17 protein-coding genes are annotated in these 15,038 nt (G+C 74.0%); 11 read left to right on the top strand and 6 right to left on the bottom strand.

Going from position 1 to position 15,038, the window contains the following annotated elements:
* The first annotated feature begins 52 nt into the window (after nucleotides 1-52).
* Nucleotides 53-1,180, top strand: a complete 1,128-nt coding sequence (locus tag ACZ4WH_RS13110) for an alpha/beta hydrolase (protein WP_468179687.1) — start codon at nucleotides 53-55, stop codon at nucleotides 1,178-1,180.
* 215 nt (nucleotides 1,181-1,395) lie between these two features.
* Nucleotides 1,396-2,814 (top strand): hypothetical protein, encoded by a 1,419-nt coding sequence (locus ACZ4WH_RS13115; RefSeq protein WP_468179689.1) that lies wholly within the window; start codon nucleotides 1,396-1,398, stop codon nucleotides 2,812-2,814.
* A gap of 60 nt (nucleotides 2,815-2,874) precedes the next feature.
* On the opposite strand, the gene ACZ4WH_RS13120 is transcribed toward ACZ4WH_RS13115, so the two are convergent.
* Nucleotides 2,875-3,312 (bottom strand): VOC family protein, encoded by a 438-nt coding sequence (locus ACZ4WH_RS13120; RefSeq protein WP_468179691.1) that lies wholly within the window; start codon nucleotides 3,310-3,312, stop codon nucleotides 2,875-2,877.
* 747 nt (nucleotides 3,313-4,059) lie between these two features.
* Between ACZ4WH_RS13120 and ACZ4WH_RS13125 the strand changes: the two genes are divergently transcribed.
* The 4 genes from ACZ4WH_RS13125 (at nucleotide 4,060) to ACZ4WH_RS13140 (ending at nucleotide 7,922) form a co-directional block, all read left to right on the top strand.
* A complete protein-coding gene (locus ACZ4WH_RS13125; protein WP_468179693.1) occupies nucleotides 4,060-4,752 on the top strand; it encodes a hypothetical protein in 693 nt (230 codons plus the stop codon).
* A gap of 93 nt (nucleotides 4,753-4,845) precedes the next feature.
* Nucleotides 4,846-6,444 (top strand): ABC-F family ATP-binding cassette domain-containing protein, encoded by a 1,599-nt coding sequence (locus ACZ4WH_RS13130; protein ID WP_468179695.1) that lies wholly within the window; start codon nucleotides 4,846-4,848, stop codon nucleotides 6,442-6,444.
* Nucleotides 6,445-6,779: 335 nt separating this feature from the next.
* A complete protein-coding gene (locus ACZ4WH_RS13135) occupies nucleotides 6,780-7,001 on the top strand; it encodes a helix-turn-helix domain-containing protein (RefSeq protein ID WP_004002281.1) in 222 nt (73 codons plus the stop codon).
* A gap of 117 nt (nucleotides 7,002-7,118) precedes the next feature.
* The gene (locus ACZ4WH_RS13140; RefSeq protein ID WP_468179697.1) at nucleotides 7,119-7,922 is read left to right on the top strand and encodes an enoyl-CoA hydratase/isomerase family protein; all 804 of its coding nucleotides are present in this window, start codon (nucleotides 7,119-7,121) and stop codon (nucleotides 7,920-7,922) included.
* A 38-nt stretch (nucleotides 7,923-7,960) separates the two neighbouring features.
* On the opposite strand, the gene ACZ4WH_RS13145 is transcribed toward ACZ4WH_RS13140, so the two are convergent.
* Nucleotides 7,961-8,686: a nucleopolyhedrovirus P10 family protein gene (locus ACZ4WH_RS13145; RefSeq protein WP_468179699.1), complete on the bottom strand. Its 726-nt coding sequence runs from the start codon at nucleotides 8,684-8,686 to the stop codon at nucleotides 7,961-7,963.
* Nucleotides 8,687-8,789: 103 nt separating this feature from the next.
* On the opposite strand from ACZ4WH_RS13145, the gene ACZ4WH_RS13150 reads away from it, so the two are divergent.
* Genes ACZ4WH_RS13150 through amaP form a run of 5 tightly spaced genes read left to right on the top strand, consistent with a single transcriptional unit; the run spans nucleotide 8,790 to nucleotide 11,128 of the window.
* Nucleotides 8,790-9,260: an Asp23/Gls24 family envelope stress response protein gene (locus tag ACZ4WH_RS13150; protein WP_468179701.1), complete on the top strand. Its 471-nt coding sequence runs from the start codon at nucleotides 8,790-8,792 to the stop codon at nucleotides 9,258-9,260.
* Between the two features lie 46 nt (nucleotides 9,261-9,306).
* On the top strand, nucleotides 9,307-9,501 hold the full coding sequence (locus ACZ4WH_RS13155; protein ID WP_468179703.1) for a hypothetical protein: 195 nt from the start codon (nucleotides 9,307-9,309) through the stop codon (nucleotides 9,499-9,501).
* A gap of 4 nt (nucleotides 9,502-9,505) precedes the next feature.
* A complete protein-coding gene (locus ACZ4WH_RS13160) occupies nucleotides 9,506-9,868 on the top strand; it encodes an Asp23/Gls24 family envelope stress response protein (RefSeq protein ID WP_468179705.1) in 363 nt (120 codons plus the stop codon).
* A 31-nt stretch (nucleotides 9,869-9,899) separates the two neighbouring features.
* Nucleotides 9,900-10,544, top strand: coding sequence for a DUF6286 domain-containing protein (locus ACZ4WH_RS13165; RefSeq protein WP_468179707.1), 645 nt, complete (start codon nucleotides 9,900-9,902; stop codon nucleotides 10,542-10,544).
* A 5-nt stretch (nucleotides 10,545-10,549) separates the two neighbouring features.
* Nucleotides 10,550-11,128: an alkaline shock response membrane anchor protein AmaP gene (amaP, locus tag ACZ4WH_RS13170; RefSeq protein WP_468179709.1), complete on the top strand. Its 579-nt coding sequence runs from the start codon at nucleotides 10,550-10,552 to the stop codon at nucleotides 11,126-11,128.
* 10 nt (nucleotides 11,129-11,138) lie between these two features.
* Here amaP and ACZ4WH_RS13175 read toward each other — a convergent pair whose 3' ends face one another.
* The 4 genes from ACZ4WH_RS13175 to ACZ4WH_RS13190 all read right to left on the bottom strand — a co-directional run bounded on the left by ACZ4WH_RS13175 (nucleotide 11,139) and on the right by ACZ4WH_RS13190 (nucleotide 14,941).
* Entirely contained in the window at nucleotides 11,139-11,894 is a 756-nt protein-coding gene (locus ACZ4WH_RS13175) for an SDR family oxidoreductase (RefSeq protein ID WP_468179711.1), read from the bottom strand.
* 5 nt (nucleotides 11,895-11,899) lie between these two features.
* The gene (locus ACZ4WH_RS13180) at nucleotides 11,900-13,684 is read right to left on the bottom strand and encodes a glycoside hydrolase family 15 protein (RefSeq protein WP_468179713.1); all 1,785 of its coding nucleotides are present in this window, start codon (nucleotides 13,682-13,684) and stop codon (nucleotides 11,900-11,902) included.
* 176 nt (nucleotides 13,685-13,860) lie between these two features.
* Nucleotides 13,861-14,658: an SURF1 family cytochrome oxidase biogenesis protein gene (locus ACZ4WH_RS13185; RefSeq protein WP_468179715.1), complete on the bottom strand. Its 798-nt coding sequence runs from the start codon at nucleotides 14,656-14,658 to the stop codon at nucleotides 13,861-13,863.
* 49 nt (nucleotides 14,659-14,707) lie between these two features.
* Complete coding sequence (locus ACZ4WH_RS13190) at nucleotides 14,708-14,941, bottom strand: hypothetical protein (protein ID WP_468179717.1); 234 nt, start codon at nucleotides 14,939-14,941, stop codon at nucleotides 14,708-14,710.
* Nucleotides 14,942-15,038: the final 97 nt, after the last annotated feature.

Here is a 15,038-nt window from a genome sequence, read left to right on the forward strand (position 1 = left end):
ACGGTCCTCGCTTCCGCTGGCCGGTGGCCACAGGCCCGCCGACACTGGACCCGTGCTCACCGTCAAAGCCACCGCCGCCGGACTCACCGCCGTCCTGGCCGCCGGCATGGCGTCCGTCGTCGCCGGCCGGCTCGCCAGCGACGCCGCGCTGAAGGTCCCGGCGGGCCGCCCGCTGCCCACCGAGCCCCGCCTCACGGTGCACGGCACGGCCGCCGGCCAGATCACGCTCACCCGCGACCTGGCCACCCTGCGCCCCGGCACCTACGGCCTCGCCGGCGACGGCTCCCACGCGGTCGTCGGCCCCGTCCTGGAGGCGGCCCAGCACACCGCCGACACGGTCGTGCGCCGTCTGGAACGCGTCACCCACGGCACCTTCGCCTCCGGCGACGCGGTGTGGCTCACCCCCAACCTGTACGTCGGCAACCCCGGCGCCGCTCTCGGCCTGGACCACACCGACGTCGACGTGCCCGGCGAGCTGGGCGCCCTGCCCGCCTGGTTCGTGCCCGGCCAGCGGGACACCTGGGTGATCGCCGTGCACGGCCTCGGCGCCACCCGGGAACACGCCATGAACGTCATGGGCTTCCTGCACGGCCGCCGGCTGCCCGTCCTCGCCCTCGCCTACCGCGGCGACCTCGGCGCCCCGCGCCCGCCGGACGGCCTGAACCACCTCGGCGAGACCGAGTGGCGGGACGTCGAGGCGGCGATCCGCCACGCGCTGCGCCACGGCGCCCGCCGCGTCGTCCTGCTCGGCTGGTCCACCGGCGCCACCATGGCCCTGCGCGCCGCCGAACACTCCGCGGTCCGCGACCGCATCGCCGGGCTCGTCCTGGACTCGCCGGTGCTCAGCTGGGAGGCCACGCTGCGGGCGCTGGCCCGGGCCCGCCACACCCCGCAGCCGCTCCTGCCGCTCGCCGTGCGGGCCGCGCAGGGCCGGGCCGGACTGCACGCCGACCGGGCCGCCGAGACCGCCGACCCCGACCGGCTCCGGGTCCCCACCCTGATCATCCACGGCCCGGACGACCGGGTCGCCCCCTGGGAGTTCTCCCGCGGGCTCGCCCGGCGCCGCGCCGACCTGGTCGCCCTGCACACCGTCGCGCACGCCCCGCACGCGGCGATGTGGAACGCGGACCCCGAGGAGTACGAGGAACGGCTGCGGCGGTTCCTGACCCCGCTGATGTGACGGCGGGGGCCGATGTGACGCCCCGGGCTTCCGGGCTGACGGACGCCCAGGCGCCCGGGTCCGCCGACACCGGCGCGAAACATTCCGTTTAAGGCCGTACGGCCGGCTCGATCGTGCCCGTCCTGCCCTTCCCGCACCCGGTGCGTTGGCCAGCCCCGTCGCCCCGCGTGACATTCCGTTTGGGTTTTCGGACCGTCAACCGGAAGACTGCACCCGTGACGTCCCGTATCCCGCGCGACTCCAGGCTCCGACTCGTCCGACCGCGACCCCTGGCCGCCGCCCCCAGAGCTGTGAACCAGCGGCGCCCACGCCGCCCCGCACCCCGGCCGCCGGAGGGCACCCCCGCCCCCGCCGAACTGGCCGGAATGGCCCGCGCCGGTCTGGCCGGCGCGGTCCGCGTCGCCCGCTGGGCCGACGCCGCACTCGGCCCCGGCCGCACCGGTGCCACCGTCGACGGCAAGGCCACCCTCTCCGACGCCACCGCCGAACGCGCCGCCGCCGACCTCGGCCTGAGCGCCGCTCAGGTCCGCGCCGACTGGGACACCGCCCGCCTCGCCGGACTCGTCGAGGTGCACGGCGACAGCGCGCGCCCCGGCTGGCGACTGCGCGCCTGGGACCGTGACGACAGCGCCGTGCTGCGCGGCTGGGTCGCCCTCTTCGACGCCTGGTCCCTCGCCTGCCCCGAACCCGACGGACACGAACCGGCCGCCGTCGCCGAGGTCGTCTCGGCCATGCCCCAGGTGCTCTCCTTCCTCCAGCTGTCCGCCGGACCGGTCCCCGTCGAGCAGCTGCTCGACCTGCTCCAGCAGCGGGTCACCGAACTGCGCACCGAACGCTGCGAGGTCTCCTACGAGCCCGGCACCGGACAGCCCGCCGGGACCCCGGGCCCGGCGGACCCCGGCCCCGCCGCGGACGCCCCGCTCGCCCCCCTGCTCGACTGGGCGCTGCGGGCCCTCGCCTCCGTCGGCGCCCTCACCTACGGCGACGGCCAGGCCACGCTCACCCCGCTCGGCAACTGGGCGGTCTGGGTCAAGCTGGAGCAGATCTGCGTGGCCGCGCAGAGCCCCGCCGGCAACATCGAGCAGTCCGCCGAGGACATGCTCCGCGGCTGCGCCCAGCTCCGGCCCAACGCGGCCCGCGCCGAGTACCGCGCCTGGCTCGCCGCCCGCCCCGTCGGCAGCGCCGTCACCGAGCTGATCGCCGCCGCCCGGGGCGACGACGCCCTGCTGCGCGGCCTGGCCTTCGAGGCGCTGCGCGTCGTCGGCGCCCCCGCCGAGCCCGACGTACGGTCCGTCGTGGACGAGCCGGCCCTGCGGCCGTACGCCCTGCTGTGGCTGGCCGAGCACGACGGCGTCGACCCGGAGGACGCCCACGAGGCGCTCACCCGGGAGGAGGCCACCTGGCTGTGGGTGGACACCGCCGCCGCCGTCGCCGACCACGGCGAGGCGCCGATGCTGGTCCGGCACCTGGAGTCCGCGGTGCAGCCCACCGTGCCCCAGCTGCTCGACGAGGTCCGCGCCGTCGGCCACCCGCGCACCGTGCAGGTCCTGGTCGCGCTCGCCGCCGCCCATCCCGACCCGGCCCTGGCCAAGGCCGTCCGCCGGGCCGCGTTCCAGGTGCACACCGGGGGCTGAGCGGGAGGCCGGGCGGCGGGGTGCGGTGGCGGAGCGGCGGCGGAGTGGCGGGGGAGTGGCTCAGACGCCGATCTCGGGGGCGTACGTGCCGAAGCTCCAGATGTTCCCCTCGGTGTCCCGGGCCATGTAGTCCCGTGAGCCGTAGTCCTGGTCCGTCGGGGGCATCAGGATCTCGACCCCGTGCTCCACGGCCCGCTGGTGGTGGGCGTCCACGTCGTCCACCACGACGTACACCCCGGCGGGTCCCGCGTCTCTCATCGCCGTGTCGAAGAGGCCGCCGCGCCCCTTGGAGCCGATCATCACCGCGCCGCTGCCCTGGACCAGCTCGGCGTGCATCACCTTGCCGCCCTCCGTCTCGTAGACCGACAGCTCGGTGAAGCCGAGGGCCTCCGTGAGCTGCCGGATCGCCGCCCGGGCGTCCGTGTACAGCAGCGTGGGAAAGATGCTCGGCCGCGCGCCGCCACCCGTGCCTGCCATGCCGATCACTCCTTCGTGCATCGGTTCCGCCGTGCTCTTCGAGTCTTGCAGGCACCACTGACAACGCTCCGACGAAACGTCCCGGAGCGCGCCATGTCGCCGCTCCGGCACGGCGGCAGGGCGAGCACCAGGGCGATCAGACGGGTCGATCAGGCGGTCGATCAGGTGGGGCGATGAGGCGGAGGGACGAGAGGCGGGGCGGTGAGGCGGGCGCCCTCGCCCCCTGCCGTGCGGTCGCTGCCGCCCGGTCGTGCGGTCGCTGTCGTCCCTGCCGTGCGGTCGCTGTCGTCCCGGTCGTGCGGGCGCCCTCGCCCCCTGCCGTGCGGTCGCTGCCGGCTGGCGGTGCGGGTCGCTGTCGTCCCTGCCGTGCGGTCGCTGCCGCCCGGTCGTGCGGGCGCCCTCGCCCCCTGCCGTGCGGTCGCAGCCGCCCGGTCGTGCGGTCGCAGCCGCCCGGCGGTGCGGTCGCTGTCGCCCCTGCCGTGCGGTCGCTACCACCCCGCCCTGCGGACGCCCCCGCCCCCGCCCTGCGGACGCCCCCGCCCCTGCCGTGCGGTCGCTACCACCCCGCCCTGCGGACGCCCCCGCCCCCGCCCTGCGGACGCCCCCGCCCCCGCCCTGCGGACGCCCCCGCCCCCGCCCTGCGGACGCCCCCGCCCCCGCCGAACGGGGGACTTCTCGCCGCTGCCCGCCCAGCCACCCCGCCGATCCGGTCGGCGATGACTACGCTCGGCGGCTGATCCGGGACGGTGGGTACCCAAAGGGGGCGAGGTGGCACTTCCGCCCGTGGGCCGTCTCGCCGTCGTCCTCCTCCTGGCCGTCGTCACCCTCGGCCTGCTCGGCGCGGCCCGGCAGCTGCGCCCGGTGCCCTACGGCGACCGGCTCCTCCGCGACGGGCCGGACGCCGCGGCGTGGGCGGCGCGGGTGGGGGACGGTGCCGTGGCCGGCCACGACAGCCGTACCGGTGCGCTCCGGTGGCGGTACGCGCGCGTGGGGCACCGTCCCGTCGACGTGGTGCACACGCGCGGGGAGCTGATCGCGCTCTGGGACGACGGGCTGCTCACGGACACGGACGGCCGTTCCGTGCGCTGGCACCGGGCCCTGCCCGACGCGGCCGAGTGGCTCCCGGCCCAGGGCGGCACCGGCGTCCTGCGCCCCCTCGGCCGCGGCATCCTCGCCGTCGTCACCCCGCGTCGCGTCACCGCGTACCGCACCGCCGACGGCGACCTGCGCTGGGTGCTGCCCGCCCGGAAGGGCTGCGCCTTCCGCCCCCAGGGCGCCGTACGGCGGGGCGCGGCCCTGCTCCTCGCCCAGCCCTGCGCGGACACCGCATGGACCGGCCAGCTCGTGGCCCTGGACGACCTGGGCCGGATCGCGCCCGGCCGCACCCCGCTGGGCAACGACCTCCCCTGCCCGCACCCTGGACACCTGGACGCAGGAAAACCGCTTGCACGGCCCCGTTAGACTTTCCCCCATGGCCATTCTCCTCGCGCATTAGACGGCGGGAACGTCCTCAGCCGCCCACCCGCCAACCCCTGTACGCCCTGGAGTCTGTCCGTGATCTCCGCCTCCGGTATCGAGCTGCGCGCCGGTGCGCGCGTCCTCATCGAGAACGCCACCTTCCGTGTCGCCAAGGGCGACCGCATCGGCCTCGTCGGCCGCAACGGCGCAGGCAAGACCACTCTCACCAAGTGCCTGGCCGGCGAGGGCATCCCCGCCGGCGGCACGATCACCCGCTCCGGCGAGGTCGGCTACCTCCCGCAGGACCCCCGCACCGGCGACCTGGACATCCTCGCCCGCGACCGCATCCTCTCCGCGCGCGGACTCGACGTGCTGATCCGCAAGATGCGCGAGAACGAGGAGCGCATCGCCAACGGCAAGGGGTCCACCCGCGACAAGGCCATGAAGCAGTACGAGCGCCAGGAGACGGAGTTCCTCACCAAGGGCGGGTACGCCGCCGAGGCCGAGGCCGCCACCATCGCCGCCGCCCTGAACCTGCCCGACCGGGTGCTCGGCCAGCCGCTGCACACGCTCTCCGGTGGTCAGCGCCGCCGTATCGAGCTGGCCCGCATCCTGTTCTCCGACGCGGACACCCTGCTGCTGGACGAGCCGACCAACCACCTCGACGCGGACTCGATCGTCTGGCTGCGGGACTACCTGAAGACCTACCGCGGCGGCTTCATCGTGATCTCCCACGACGTCGACCTGGTCGAGACGGTCGTCAACAAGGTGTTCTACCTGGACGCGAACCGGTCCACGATCGACATCTACAACATGGGCTGGAAGCTGTACCAGCAGCAGCGCGAGGCCGACGAGAAGCGCCGCAAGCGCGAGCGCGCCAACGCGGAGAAGAAGGCCGCGGCCCTCAACGCCCAGGCCGACAAGATGCGCGCCAAGGCGACCAAGACGGTCGCCGCGCAGAACATGGCCCGCCGCGCCGAGAAGCTGCTCTCCGGCCTCGAAGACGTCCGGATGTCCGACAAGGTCGCCAAGCTGCGCTTCCCGGAGCCCGCGCCCTGCGGCAAGACCCCGCTGATGGCCGAGGGCCTGTCGAAGTCGTACGGCTCGCTGGAGATCTTCACCGACGTCGACCTCGCCATCGACAAGGGCTCCCGGGTGGTCATCCTGGGCCTCAACGGCGCCGGCAAGACCACCCTGCTGCGGCTGCTCGCGGGGGTGGAGACGCCGGACACCGGCCGGGTCGTCCCCGGGCACGGGCTCAAGCTCGGCTACTACGCGCAGGAGCACGAGACCCTGGACGCCGACCGCACGGTCCTGGAGAACATGCGCTCGGCCGCCCCCGACATGGACCTGGTCGAGGTCCGCAAGGTGCTCGGCTCCTTCCTGTTCTCCGGCGACGACGTCGACAAGCCCGCCGGTGTCCTCTCCGGCGGTGAGAAGACCCGGCTCGCCCTGGCGACCCTGGTGGTGTCCTCGGCGAACGTGCTGCTCCTGGACGAGCCGACCAACAACCTGGACCCGGCCAGCCGCGAGGAGATCCTCGGCGCCCTGCGCACCTACAAGGGCTCGGTCGTCCTCGTCACCCACGACGAGGGCGCCGTCGAGGCGCTCCAGCCGGAGCGGATCATCCTGCTGCCGGACGGCGTCGAGGACCTGTGGGGCTCCGACTACGCGGATCTCGTCGCCCTGGCGTGATCGAAAGCCTGATCCACTGCGTATGGATCATTCGGCCCATCGGTGATCCATCATCTGTGTGAGATCTCCTCGTACCGGGGTGTGTCGTACACGGATTTTCCGGCCGATCCCCCAGCTGTCGGGGGATCGGCCGCTGTGCGTTCCTGACCTGGCACTTCGCGAATCCACCCGGACGGCCCCATGGGCCGCACCCCTTGGAATCCCTTGTTCCGCTTGTGGGGATCCACTCCTGTCGTCACAACGATGTCTCACGGACCTTGCCGAATGGGTGGCCATCACGCCCAAGAGGGGTGATCATGAGGAGACCAGAGCGCACTTCCCATGAGGAGGCACGGGTGGCCGAGACTCTGAAGAAGGGCAGCCGGGTGACCGGCGCCGCGCGCGACAAGCTCGCGGCAGACCTGAAGAAGAAGTACGACTCCGGTGCGAGCATCCGGGCGCTGGCCGAGGAGACCGGCCGCTCGTATGGCTTTGTGCACCGGATGCTCAGCGAGTCGGGCGTCACGCTCCGTGGGCGTGGCGGAGCGACCCGGGGTAAGAAGGCCGCTTCGTCCTGACTCCGGGCGGCCCATCGGCTTCGATGGTGGCCACCCGGTCGGGATTCCGACCGGCCGGGTGGTTACTGTGCAGTCACTTAGCTTAGCTCTGTTGACCGCACCCATCGGAGGCGCCCCATGGCTTCGCCCGAGCAGGACCTCACTCCCGCACTCGACAAGGACGGCGTACGGCTCACCGTCGACGACACGCTCGCCACGGTGACGCTGACCAACCCGGCCAAGCGCAACGCGCAGAGCCCCGCCCTGTGGCGGGCGCTCGCGGAGGCCGGGCGGTTGCTGCCGGGCTCCGTCCGGGTCGTCGTGCTGCGTGGCGAGGGCAGGTCCTTCTCCGCCGGGCTGGACCGTCAGATGTTCACCCCGGTGGGGATTCCGGGCGAGCCGACCTTCATCGACCTCGCGCGCCGTGACGACGCCGGGATCGACGCGACCATCACCGAATACCAGGAGGCGTTCACCTGGTGGCGGCGGACCGACATCGTGTCCATCGCCGCTGTCCAGGGGCATGCCATCGGGGCCGGCTTCCAGCTCGCGCTCGGCTGCGACCTCCGGGTCGTCGCCGACGACGTGCAGTTCGCCATGCGTGAGACCAGCCTCGGCCTCGTCCCCGACCTGACCGGCACCCACCCGCTGGTCGGCCTCGTCGGATATGCCCGCGCGCTGGAGATCTGCGTGACCGGGCGGTTCGTCGGGGCCGAGGAGGCGGTGTCGAGCGGGCTGGCGAATCTCGCCGTGCCCGCCGGGGAACTGGACGGGGCGGTACGGGACTTGGCGGCGGCGATCATGGCGGCGCCGCGCGATGCGGTGGTGGAGACCAAGGCGCTGCTTCGCGGTGCCCTCGACCGCACGTACGAGGAGCAGCGCGCGGCCGAGCGGGCTGCTCAGGCCCGACGGCTGCGGGACCTGGCCGGGCTCGGCGAATGAGCTGATGAGCCGACCGCCGGACAGGTGCCCGGCGTCGGTCAGCGCACCGCCGTGACCAGCACCGCCACCGTCGGGCGGTCCGGCAGGGCGTCTCGTACGGCCGCGCGGACCTGTCGGGCCACGTCCACGGCTCGGTGGGTCGCGTCGGTCGCCAGTTCCACCCGGAGGTGACGGCGGGGCAGGGCGGCCCCGTCGGCGTGCTCCTCGATGTGCACCGCCCGGCCCAGGCCGCCCAGGGACCCCGTCAGACGGAGCACCCCGGGGACGGCCAGCGCCGTCTCCGCCACCCTGGTCTCGTCCGGGGCCGTGGGTTCGCGGGCGGGTGGCGGTTGCGGTGCGCCGGCCGCCGCGGTGGGCGGGGCGTCCGGCTCCAGCAGGTCCGTCACCCGTAGATCGATCTCCGTGACCGCGAGGCCGAGCCGTTCCGTCGCGGCTCTCGCCAGGGCGAGCCGGAGGCGGGCCGCCGCCGTCGGCAACGGTTCGGCGGCCGTCGCCGCGAAGTCCGCCGTCACCCGCAGCAGGCCCGGCGGCAGCGCGCTCGGCGGTGCCGGTACGACGGGCTCGTGCACGTCCTCCGGATCGGCGAGCGCGATCCGCAGCGCGCCCAGGCGCACACCCGGCGCCCCGTCCGCCACCGCGCGCCGCAGCACCGCCCCGGCCGCCCCTTCCGTGATCCACGCGCCGTCGCGCGGCCCGCCGAGCGGCAAGAGCCTGCCCAGTCCCACCTGATGCCGTACCACCTGTGTCCACCGATCCGCCGTCATTCCACCAGCCTGCCGTATCCCCGGCGCGCTGCCGGGCAACCTTGCATACCGTGGTCGCAGGACGACGACCGGGCGGCACGACGACCGAAAGGGACGTACGGCGATGACCGACACGACGATCACCCCCGAGGACGACCACGAACCCCAGGTGTCGACCCGCAAGACCACGCGGCGCGGCGGCGGCGACCCGGCGGCCCGGGGCCGCACCACCATCGCCGACGGCGTCGTGGAGAAGATCGCCGGGCTCGCCGCCCGGGACGTGGTCGGGGTCCACGCCATGGGCAGCGGCCTGGCCCGCACGTTCGGCGCCGTTCGGGACCGGGTGCCGGGCGGCAGCAAATCGGTGGCCCGGGGCGTCAAGGCCGAGGTCGGCGAGGTGCAGACCGCGCTCGACCTGGAGATCGTCGTGGACTACGGCGTCGCGATCGCCGATGTCGCCCGCGCCGTGCGGGAAAACGTGATCGCCGCCGTGGAACGCATGACCGGCCTGGAGGTGGTCGAGGTCAACATCGCGGTCAGCGACGTCAAGCTGCCCGAGGAGGAGGACGAGGAACCGGAGCCCCGCATCCAGTGAGACCCGGCATCCGAGACCGCACGCCTGACGAACTGAGGAGCGCTGCATGAGCATGGCCGTGGTCGGCTTGATCGCCGGGATGGCGCTGGGGTTCGCCGGCTACTTCGGCGGCTTCGGCGCCTTTCTGCTGGTGGCGGCGCTGGGGGCCATCGGTTTCCTCGCCGGCCGGTTCGCGGACGGCGACCTGGAACTCGGTGACGTCTTCCGCACCCGCGACGACCGGCGCGACCGGCGGCGGTGACCCGGTGAGCGCCGAGACCGGCACACCGCGCCCCGCGCCGCCCCTCGTGCCGCCGGCCGAACGGGGCGCCACCCGGATCGCCGACCGGGTCGTCGCCAAGATCGCCGCGCAGGCTGCCCGCGAGGCCCTCGACCCGCTGCCCGGTGCCGCCGCCGCACCGCACGCCACGGTCGTCGTGGCCCAGCGGACGGCCCGGGTCCGCGTCCATGTCGAAGTCGGCTACCCCAGTGACATCGGCGCCCGCTGCGCCGCCGTACGCCGCCATGTCACCGCCCGGGTGGGCGCGTTGACGGACATGCGGGTGCCGGAGGTCGCCGTCCACGTGGAACGGCTGAATCCGACGACGGATCAGGGGGCGGACGGATGAGCACGACGGGTCACGGGAGGCGGAGGGTCCGATGAGCGAGACGCGAGAAACCCCCGCCCGCGCCGAGTCGCCCGTCGCCGAGCCGCCCGGCGCCGCACCGCCCGCCGCGAACGGCAGGGGCCGCGCCGCGAAGGGCAGCGGCCGGTTCTGGTCGCCGCGCCGCGTCCCCGCCGCCCTCGTCGCCGTCCTGCTCGTGACCGGCGCCGGACTCCTGCTGTACGACGTCGCCGCCGTACGCGCCCACCGCCCCGCGATGCGCTGGCGCCGCGCGCTCGCCCGGCAGCTGGCCGAACGGCCCCTGGACGACATCTGGGTACTGGTCGGCGCGGGCCTCGCCGCCGCCCTCGGCCTGTGGCTGATCGTCCTCGCGGTCACCCCCGGTCTGCGCGACCTGCTGCCGATGCGGCGCCCGCACCCGGACGTCCGGGCCGCGATCCGGCGCGGCGCGGCGGCGCTGTTCCTGCGTGACCGGGCCATGGAGGTGTCCGGGGTGCGCGCGGTACGGGTGCGGATGGGCCGACGGAAGGCCGACGTCCGGGTCGTCTCGCACTTCCCGGACCTGGACGACGTACGCGCCGACCTGGACACCGTGCTCACCGAGGCGATCCGGGGCCTCGGTCTGGCCCGTCCGCCCAGGCCGGCCGTGCGCGTGGTCCGGCCCGGACGGAAGGGGTGAGCGCGATGCGCGGCGGTGTCCACCGCGTCCTGCTGACCCTCGCCGGTCTGCTGCTGTTCGTACTCGGCGGCGCGGTCCTGGCCGTCGGCCTGGGCGCGCCGTTCCCTTCCTGGTGGCCGCACACCGGCCCGCACGACGTCCTGCTCACCAGGGCCGAACGCACCCGCTGGCGGGACGCCCCCTGGTGGTGGCCGGCGGTCATCACCGCCCTGACCGTCCTCGTCCTCCTCGGCCTGGGGTGGCTGACGGCGACCCTGCGCCGCCGCCGGCTGACCGAGCTGCTGATCGACACCGGTGACGGCGCGGGCGCGCACCTGCGGGGCAGGGCCCTGGAGAGCGCCCTGGCGGCGGAAGCGGCCGCCCAGGCGGGCGTGGCCCATGCGCACATCGTCCTGCGGGGCCGCCGTACGGCTCCGGCGGTGCGGGCCTGGCTCCAACTGGCCCCGGACGCGGCCCCGGCCGAAACCCTGACCACGTTCACCGCCGAAACCCTGACCCGCGCACGCGAGTCGACGGGCCTGACGTCACTTCCGGCCGAGGTCCGCCTGGGCGAGGTCAAACACCGCGCGGAGAGGGTGACTTGACGGCTGCGGTTCAGAACCCGTGCCGCGTCCCCCCGTCCACCGGCACCATGACCCCCGTCAGGTAGGAGGCCGCCGGGGACAGCAGGAACGCCGCCACCCGTCCGAACTCCTCAGGCGCCCCGTACCGGCGCAACGGAATCCGGGACTCGTTCGCGGCCCGAGTGGCCTCCGGGTCCGCGGACAGCCCGTCCAGCTCGCGCATGCGGTCCGTGGCGATCCGTCCCGGCAGCAGGCCCACCACCCGGATCCCGCGCGGCCCCAGCTCGTCGGCGATCGACTTGGCGAACCCGGCGAGTCCGGGCCGCAGCCCGTTGGACACGGTCAGCCCCGGGATCGGCTCGTACACCGAGCCCGACAGCACGAACCCGATGACACCGCCCTCCGCCAACTCGGCCGCCGCCGCGCGGGCGACCCGTACCGCGCCGAGGAACACCGACTCGAACGCGGCGCGCCACTGCTCGTCGGTGTTGTCGGTGACGAACCCCGGCGGCGGCCCGCCCACGCTCACCAGCACACCGTGGAAGCCGCCGAAGTTCTCCCGGGCGGCGGCGATCAGCCGCTCGGGAGCCTCCGCGTCGGCGTTGTCCACGGCCACGCCCACCGCGTTCGGGCCCAGTTCGGCGGCCGCTTCGGCGGCCCGCTGCTCGTCCCGGCCGGTGACGACCACCTTCGCCCCGTCGGCGACGAGTTCCCGCGCGGTGGCGTTGCCCAGCCCGCGCGTGGCTCCGGTGACGACGTACACCCGGTCCTTCAGTCCAAGATCCATGGCCCCTATCCTGCCTGGTCGTCCCCGTAGAGGATCAGCGCGGTGTTCACCAGGCCGATGTGGCTGAACGCCTGCGGGAAGTTGCCCAGCTGGCAGCCGTCCAAGGGGTCGTACTCCTCGGCCAGCAGACCCACGTCGTTGCACAGGCCCACCAGCCGGTCGAACAGCTCCCGCGCGTCCTTCGTCCGGCCGGTCAGATGCAGCGCGTCGGCCAGCCAGAACGAGCAGGCCAGGAAGGCGCCCTCGCCGCTCGGCAGCCCGTCGACCACCGAGTCCTCGGTGTCGTAGCGGCGCAGGAAGCCGTCGTGGCCGAGGTCGTCGCGGATCGCGTCGACCGTGCCGACCACCCGCGGGTCGTCCGGCGGCAGGAACCCGACGCGCGGGATGAGCAGCAGAGAGGCGTCGAGTTCCCGGGAGCCGTAGTACTGGGTGAACGTGTTGCGCTTCCGGTCGAAGCCCTTCTCGCACACCTCCCGGTGCACCTCGTCGCGCAGTCTGCGCCAGCTCTCCAGGTCGCCCCGCAGCTCCCGGTTCCGCTCCACGGTCTTCACGGCCCGGTCGGCGGCCACCCACACCATCACCTTGGAGTGCACGAACTGGCGCCGGCCGCCGCGCACCTCCCACAGGCCCTCGTCCGGCTGCCGCCACGCCGACTCCAGGAACGTCATCAGCGAGCGTTGCATGGCCCACATGTGCGGTTTCGCGGGCAGGCCCGAGGCGCGGGCCAGCGACAGTGAGTCCATGACCTCGCCGTACACGTCCAGCTGGAGCTGGTCGACGGCGGCGTTGCCGGTGCGTACGGGGGAGGAGCCGGCGAAGCCGGGCAGCCAGGGCAACTCGATCTCCCGCAGCCGCCGCTCGCCCGCGACGCCGTACATGATCTGTAGGTCGGCCGGGTTGCCGGCGACCGCGCGCAGCAGCCAGTCGCGCCAGGCCTCGGCCTCCTCGTGGAAGCCCGCCTTGAGCAGCGCGCCGAGCGTGAGAGTGGAGTCGCGCAGCCAGCAGTACCGGTAGTCCCAGTTGCGCACACCGCCCCGCTGTTCGGGCAGCGAGGTGGTCGCCGCGGCGACGATCCCGCCGGTCGGGGCGTAGGTGAGGGCCTTGAGGGTGATGAGGGAGCGGACGACCGCGTCCCGGTACGGGCCGTCGTACCGGCACTGGCGAGCCCAGCGCCGCCAGCCGGTCACGCTGTTCTCCAGTGCCTCGTACGGATCGATGAGCGGCGGGCGTTTCTCGTGCGAGGGGTGCCAGGTGAGCACGAACGCGACCCGCTCGCCCTCCGCGAGGGTGAACTCCGCGTGGGTGCCGTAGTCCTCGCCCCAGGTGTGCACGGCCGGCTCGGAGCGCAGCCAGACGGAGTCCGGCCCGGCGACGGCCACCCGGTGGCCGTCCGAGCGGCGCACCCACGGCGTGATCGAGCCGTAGTCGAAGCGCAGGCGCAGCGTGCTGCGGACGGTGACCCGGCCGCTGAGGCCCTCCACGATCCGTACGACGTCGGGGGCGCGGTCGCGCTGCGGCATCAGGTCGGTGACGCGCACCGTGCCGTCGGCGGTCTCCCACTCGGTGTCGAGCACGAGGGTGTCGGTCCGGTAGGCGCGGCGGGTGCAGACGTCCGTTCCCTCGGGCGCGATCCGCCAGTGGCCGTGCTCCTCGTCGCCCAGCAGCCGGGCGAAGCAGGAACCGGAGTCGAAGCGCGGCAGGCACAGCCAGTCGATCGAGCCGTCCTTGCCGACCAGGGCCGCGGTCTGCTCGTCGCCGATGAGGGCGTAGTCCTCGATGCGCGCGTTCACGGGGTGCGGTTTCCCGGCGGACCAGGGGGCCAATCAGGTGATGCGCCGGGGGAGTGACGTTTCCGCGGGGAAACCTGTGCTGCTCGGGGAACACCGTGGCCGGTTCGCCGGGCCGGATCGCCGGGAGGTGCTGCCCGCTCAGACCGTGGCGGATCGCCGGGAGGCGCTGCCCCCGGTCACACCGTGGCCGGTTCGCTCTCCTCCGGCTGCGTCTGCGCTGCGGCCTCCTCCTGGTCGCGGATCTCCCGCCGGACCAGGAACCACCAGCCGACCGGAACGGCCGCCGCGAACAGCCACCACTGGATCATGTAGGCGTAGTTCAGCGGGGCGTCCTCGCTGCCCGGGTCGGAGATCTGCTCCGGGGAGCCGCCCTTGGGCTCGGGCGCCGTCTGCTGGATGTAGCCGCCGAGCACCCGCGCGCCGAGCCGCCGGGCCTCCTCCGCGCTGTTGATCAGCATGATCTGCCGGTCGGGAAGGCCTTCGACGTTCTTGATGCCGCTCGCCGAGGTCGTCTCGTCGGCCATCAGCCGCCCGGTGATGGTGGTCCGGCCGGCCGGCGGGGCGGGGATCTCGGGGAAGGCGGTCTGCGCGCCGTTCGCGGGGATCCAGCCGCGGTTGACGAGCAGCACCTTGCCGTCGTCGAGGACGAACGGGGTGAGGACGTGGAAGCCGACCTCGCCGTCGGAGTTCGTCCGGCGCCGGACCACGACCTCCTTCGCGGTCTCGAAGGTGCCCGTCGCGGTGACCGTGCGGTACTTGTCGGCGCGGGTCACGGCGTGCCCGGGGGAGGTCAGCCGCTCGACCGGTACCGGCTCGGCGTGCAGCGCGGCGGAGACCAGGTCGTTGCGGGCGGTGCGCTCCTCGTAGCGGTGCTGCTGCCAGAAGCCCAGCCTTATCATCGTCGGGATCAGCGCGATCGCGACGAGGGTGAGGATCACCCACTGGCGGGACAACAGGAAGCGGTAGCGGTGCACCCCACGACGGTACCTCCGGGCCGTGGGGCGCATTCAGGCGGGTACCGGGTCAGACCCGGTCGACGATTCCGGTCCTCCCCTCCTGGCGGGCGCAGTGCGCGCCGCAGAACCAGTGCCCCTCCACCTCCACGCCCTGGCCGATGATCTGCACCCGGCAGTGCTCGCAGATCGGGGCCATGCGGTGGATCGCACAGGAGAAGCAGTCGAAGACGTGCACCGCGCCCTGCGCGTGCACCTCAAAGGTCATGCCGTAGTCATTGCCGCACACTTCGCATGTCGCCATGCGCCACAGGGTGAGCCGTCCGCCGATCCCCCGGCGAGCGGGCGCCGGGTGAGTCGTGGGGCAATCACCCGATCGTACGACGACTCGACACGGGGTG

Source organism: Streptomyces sp. NPDC029138, from assembly GCF_055564375.1.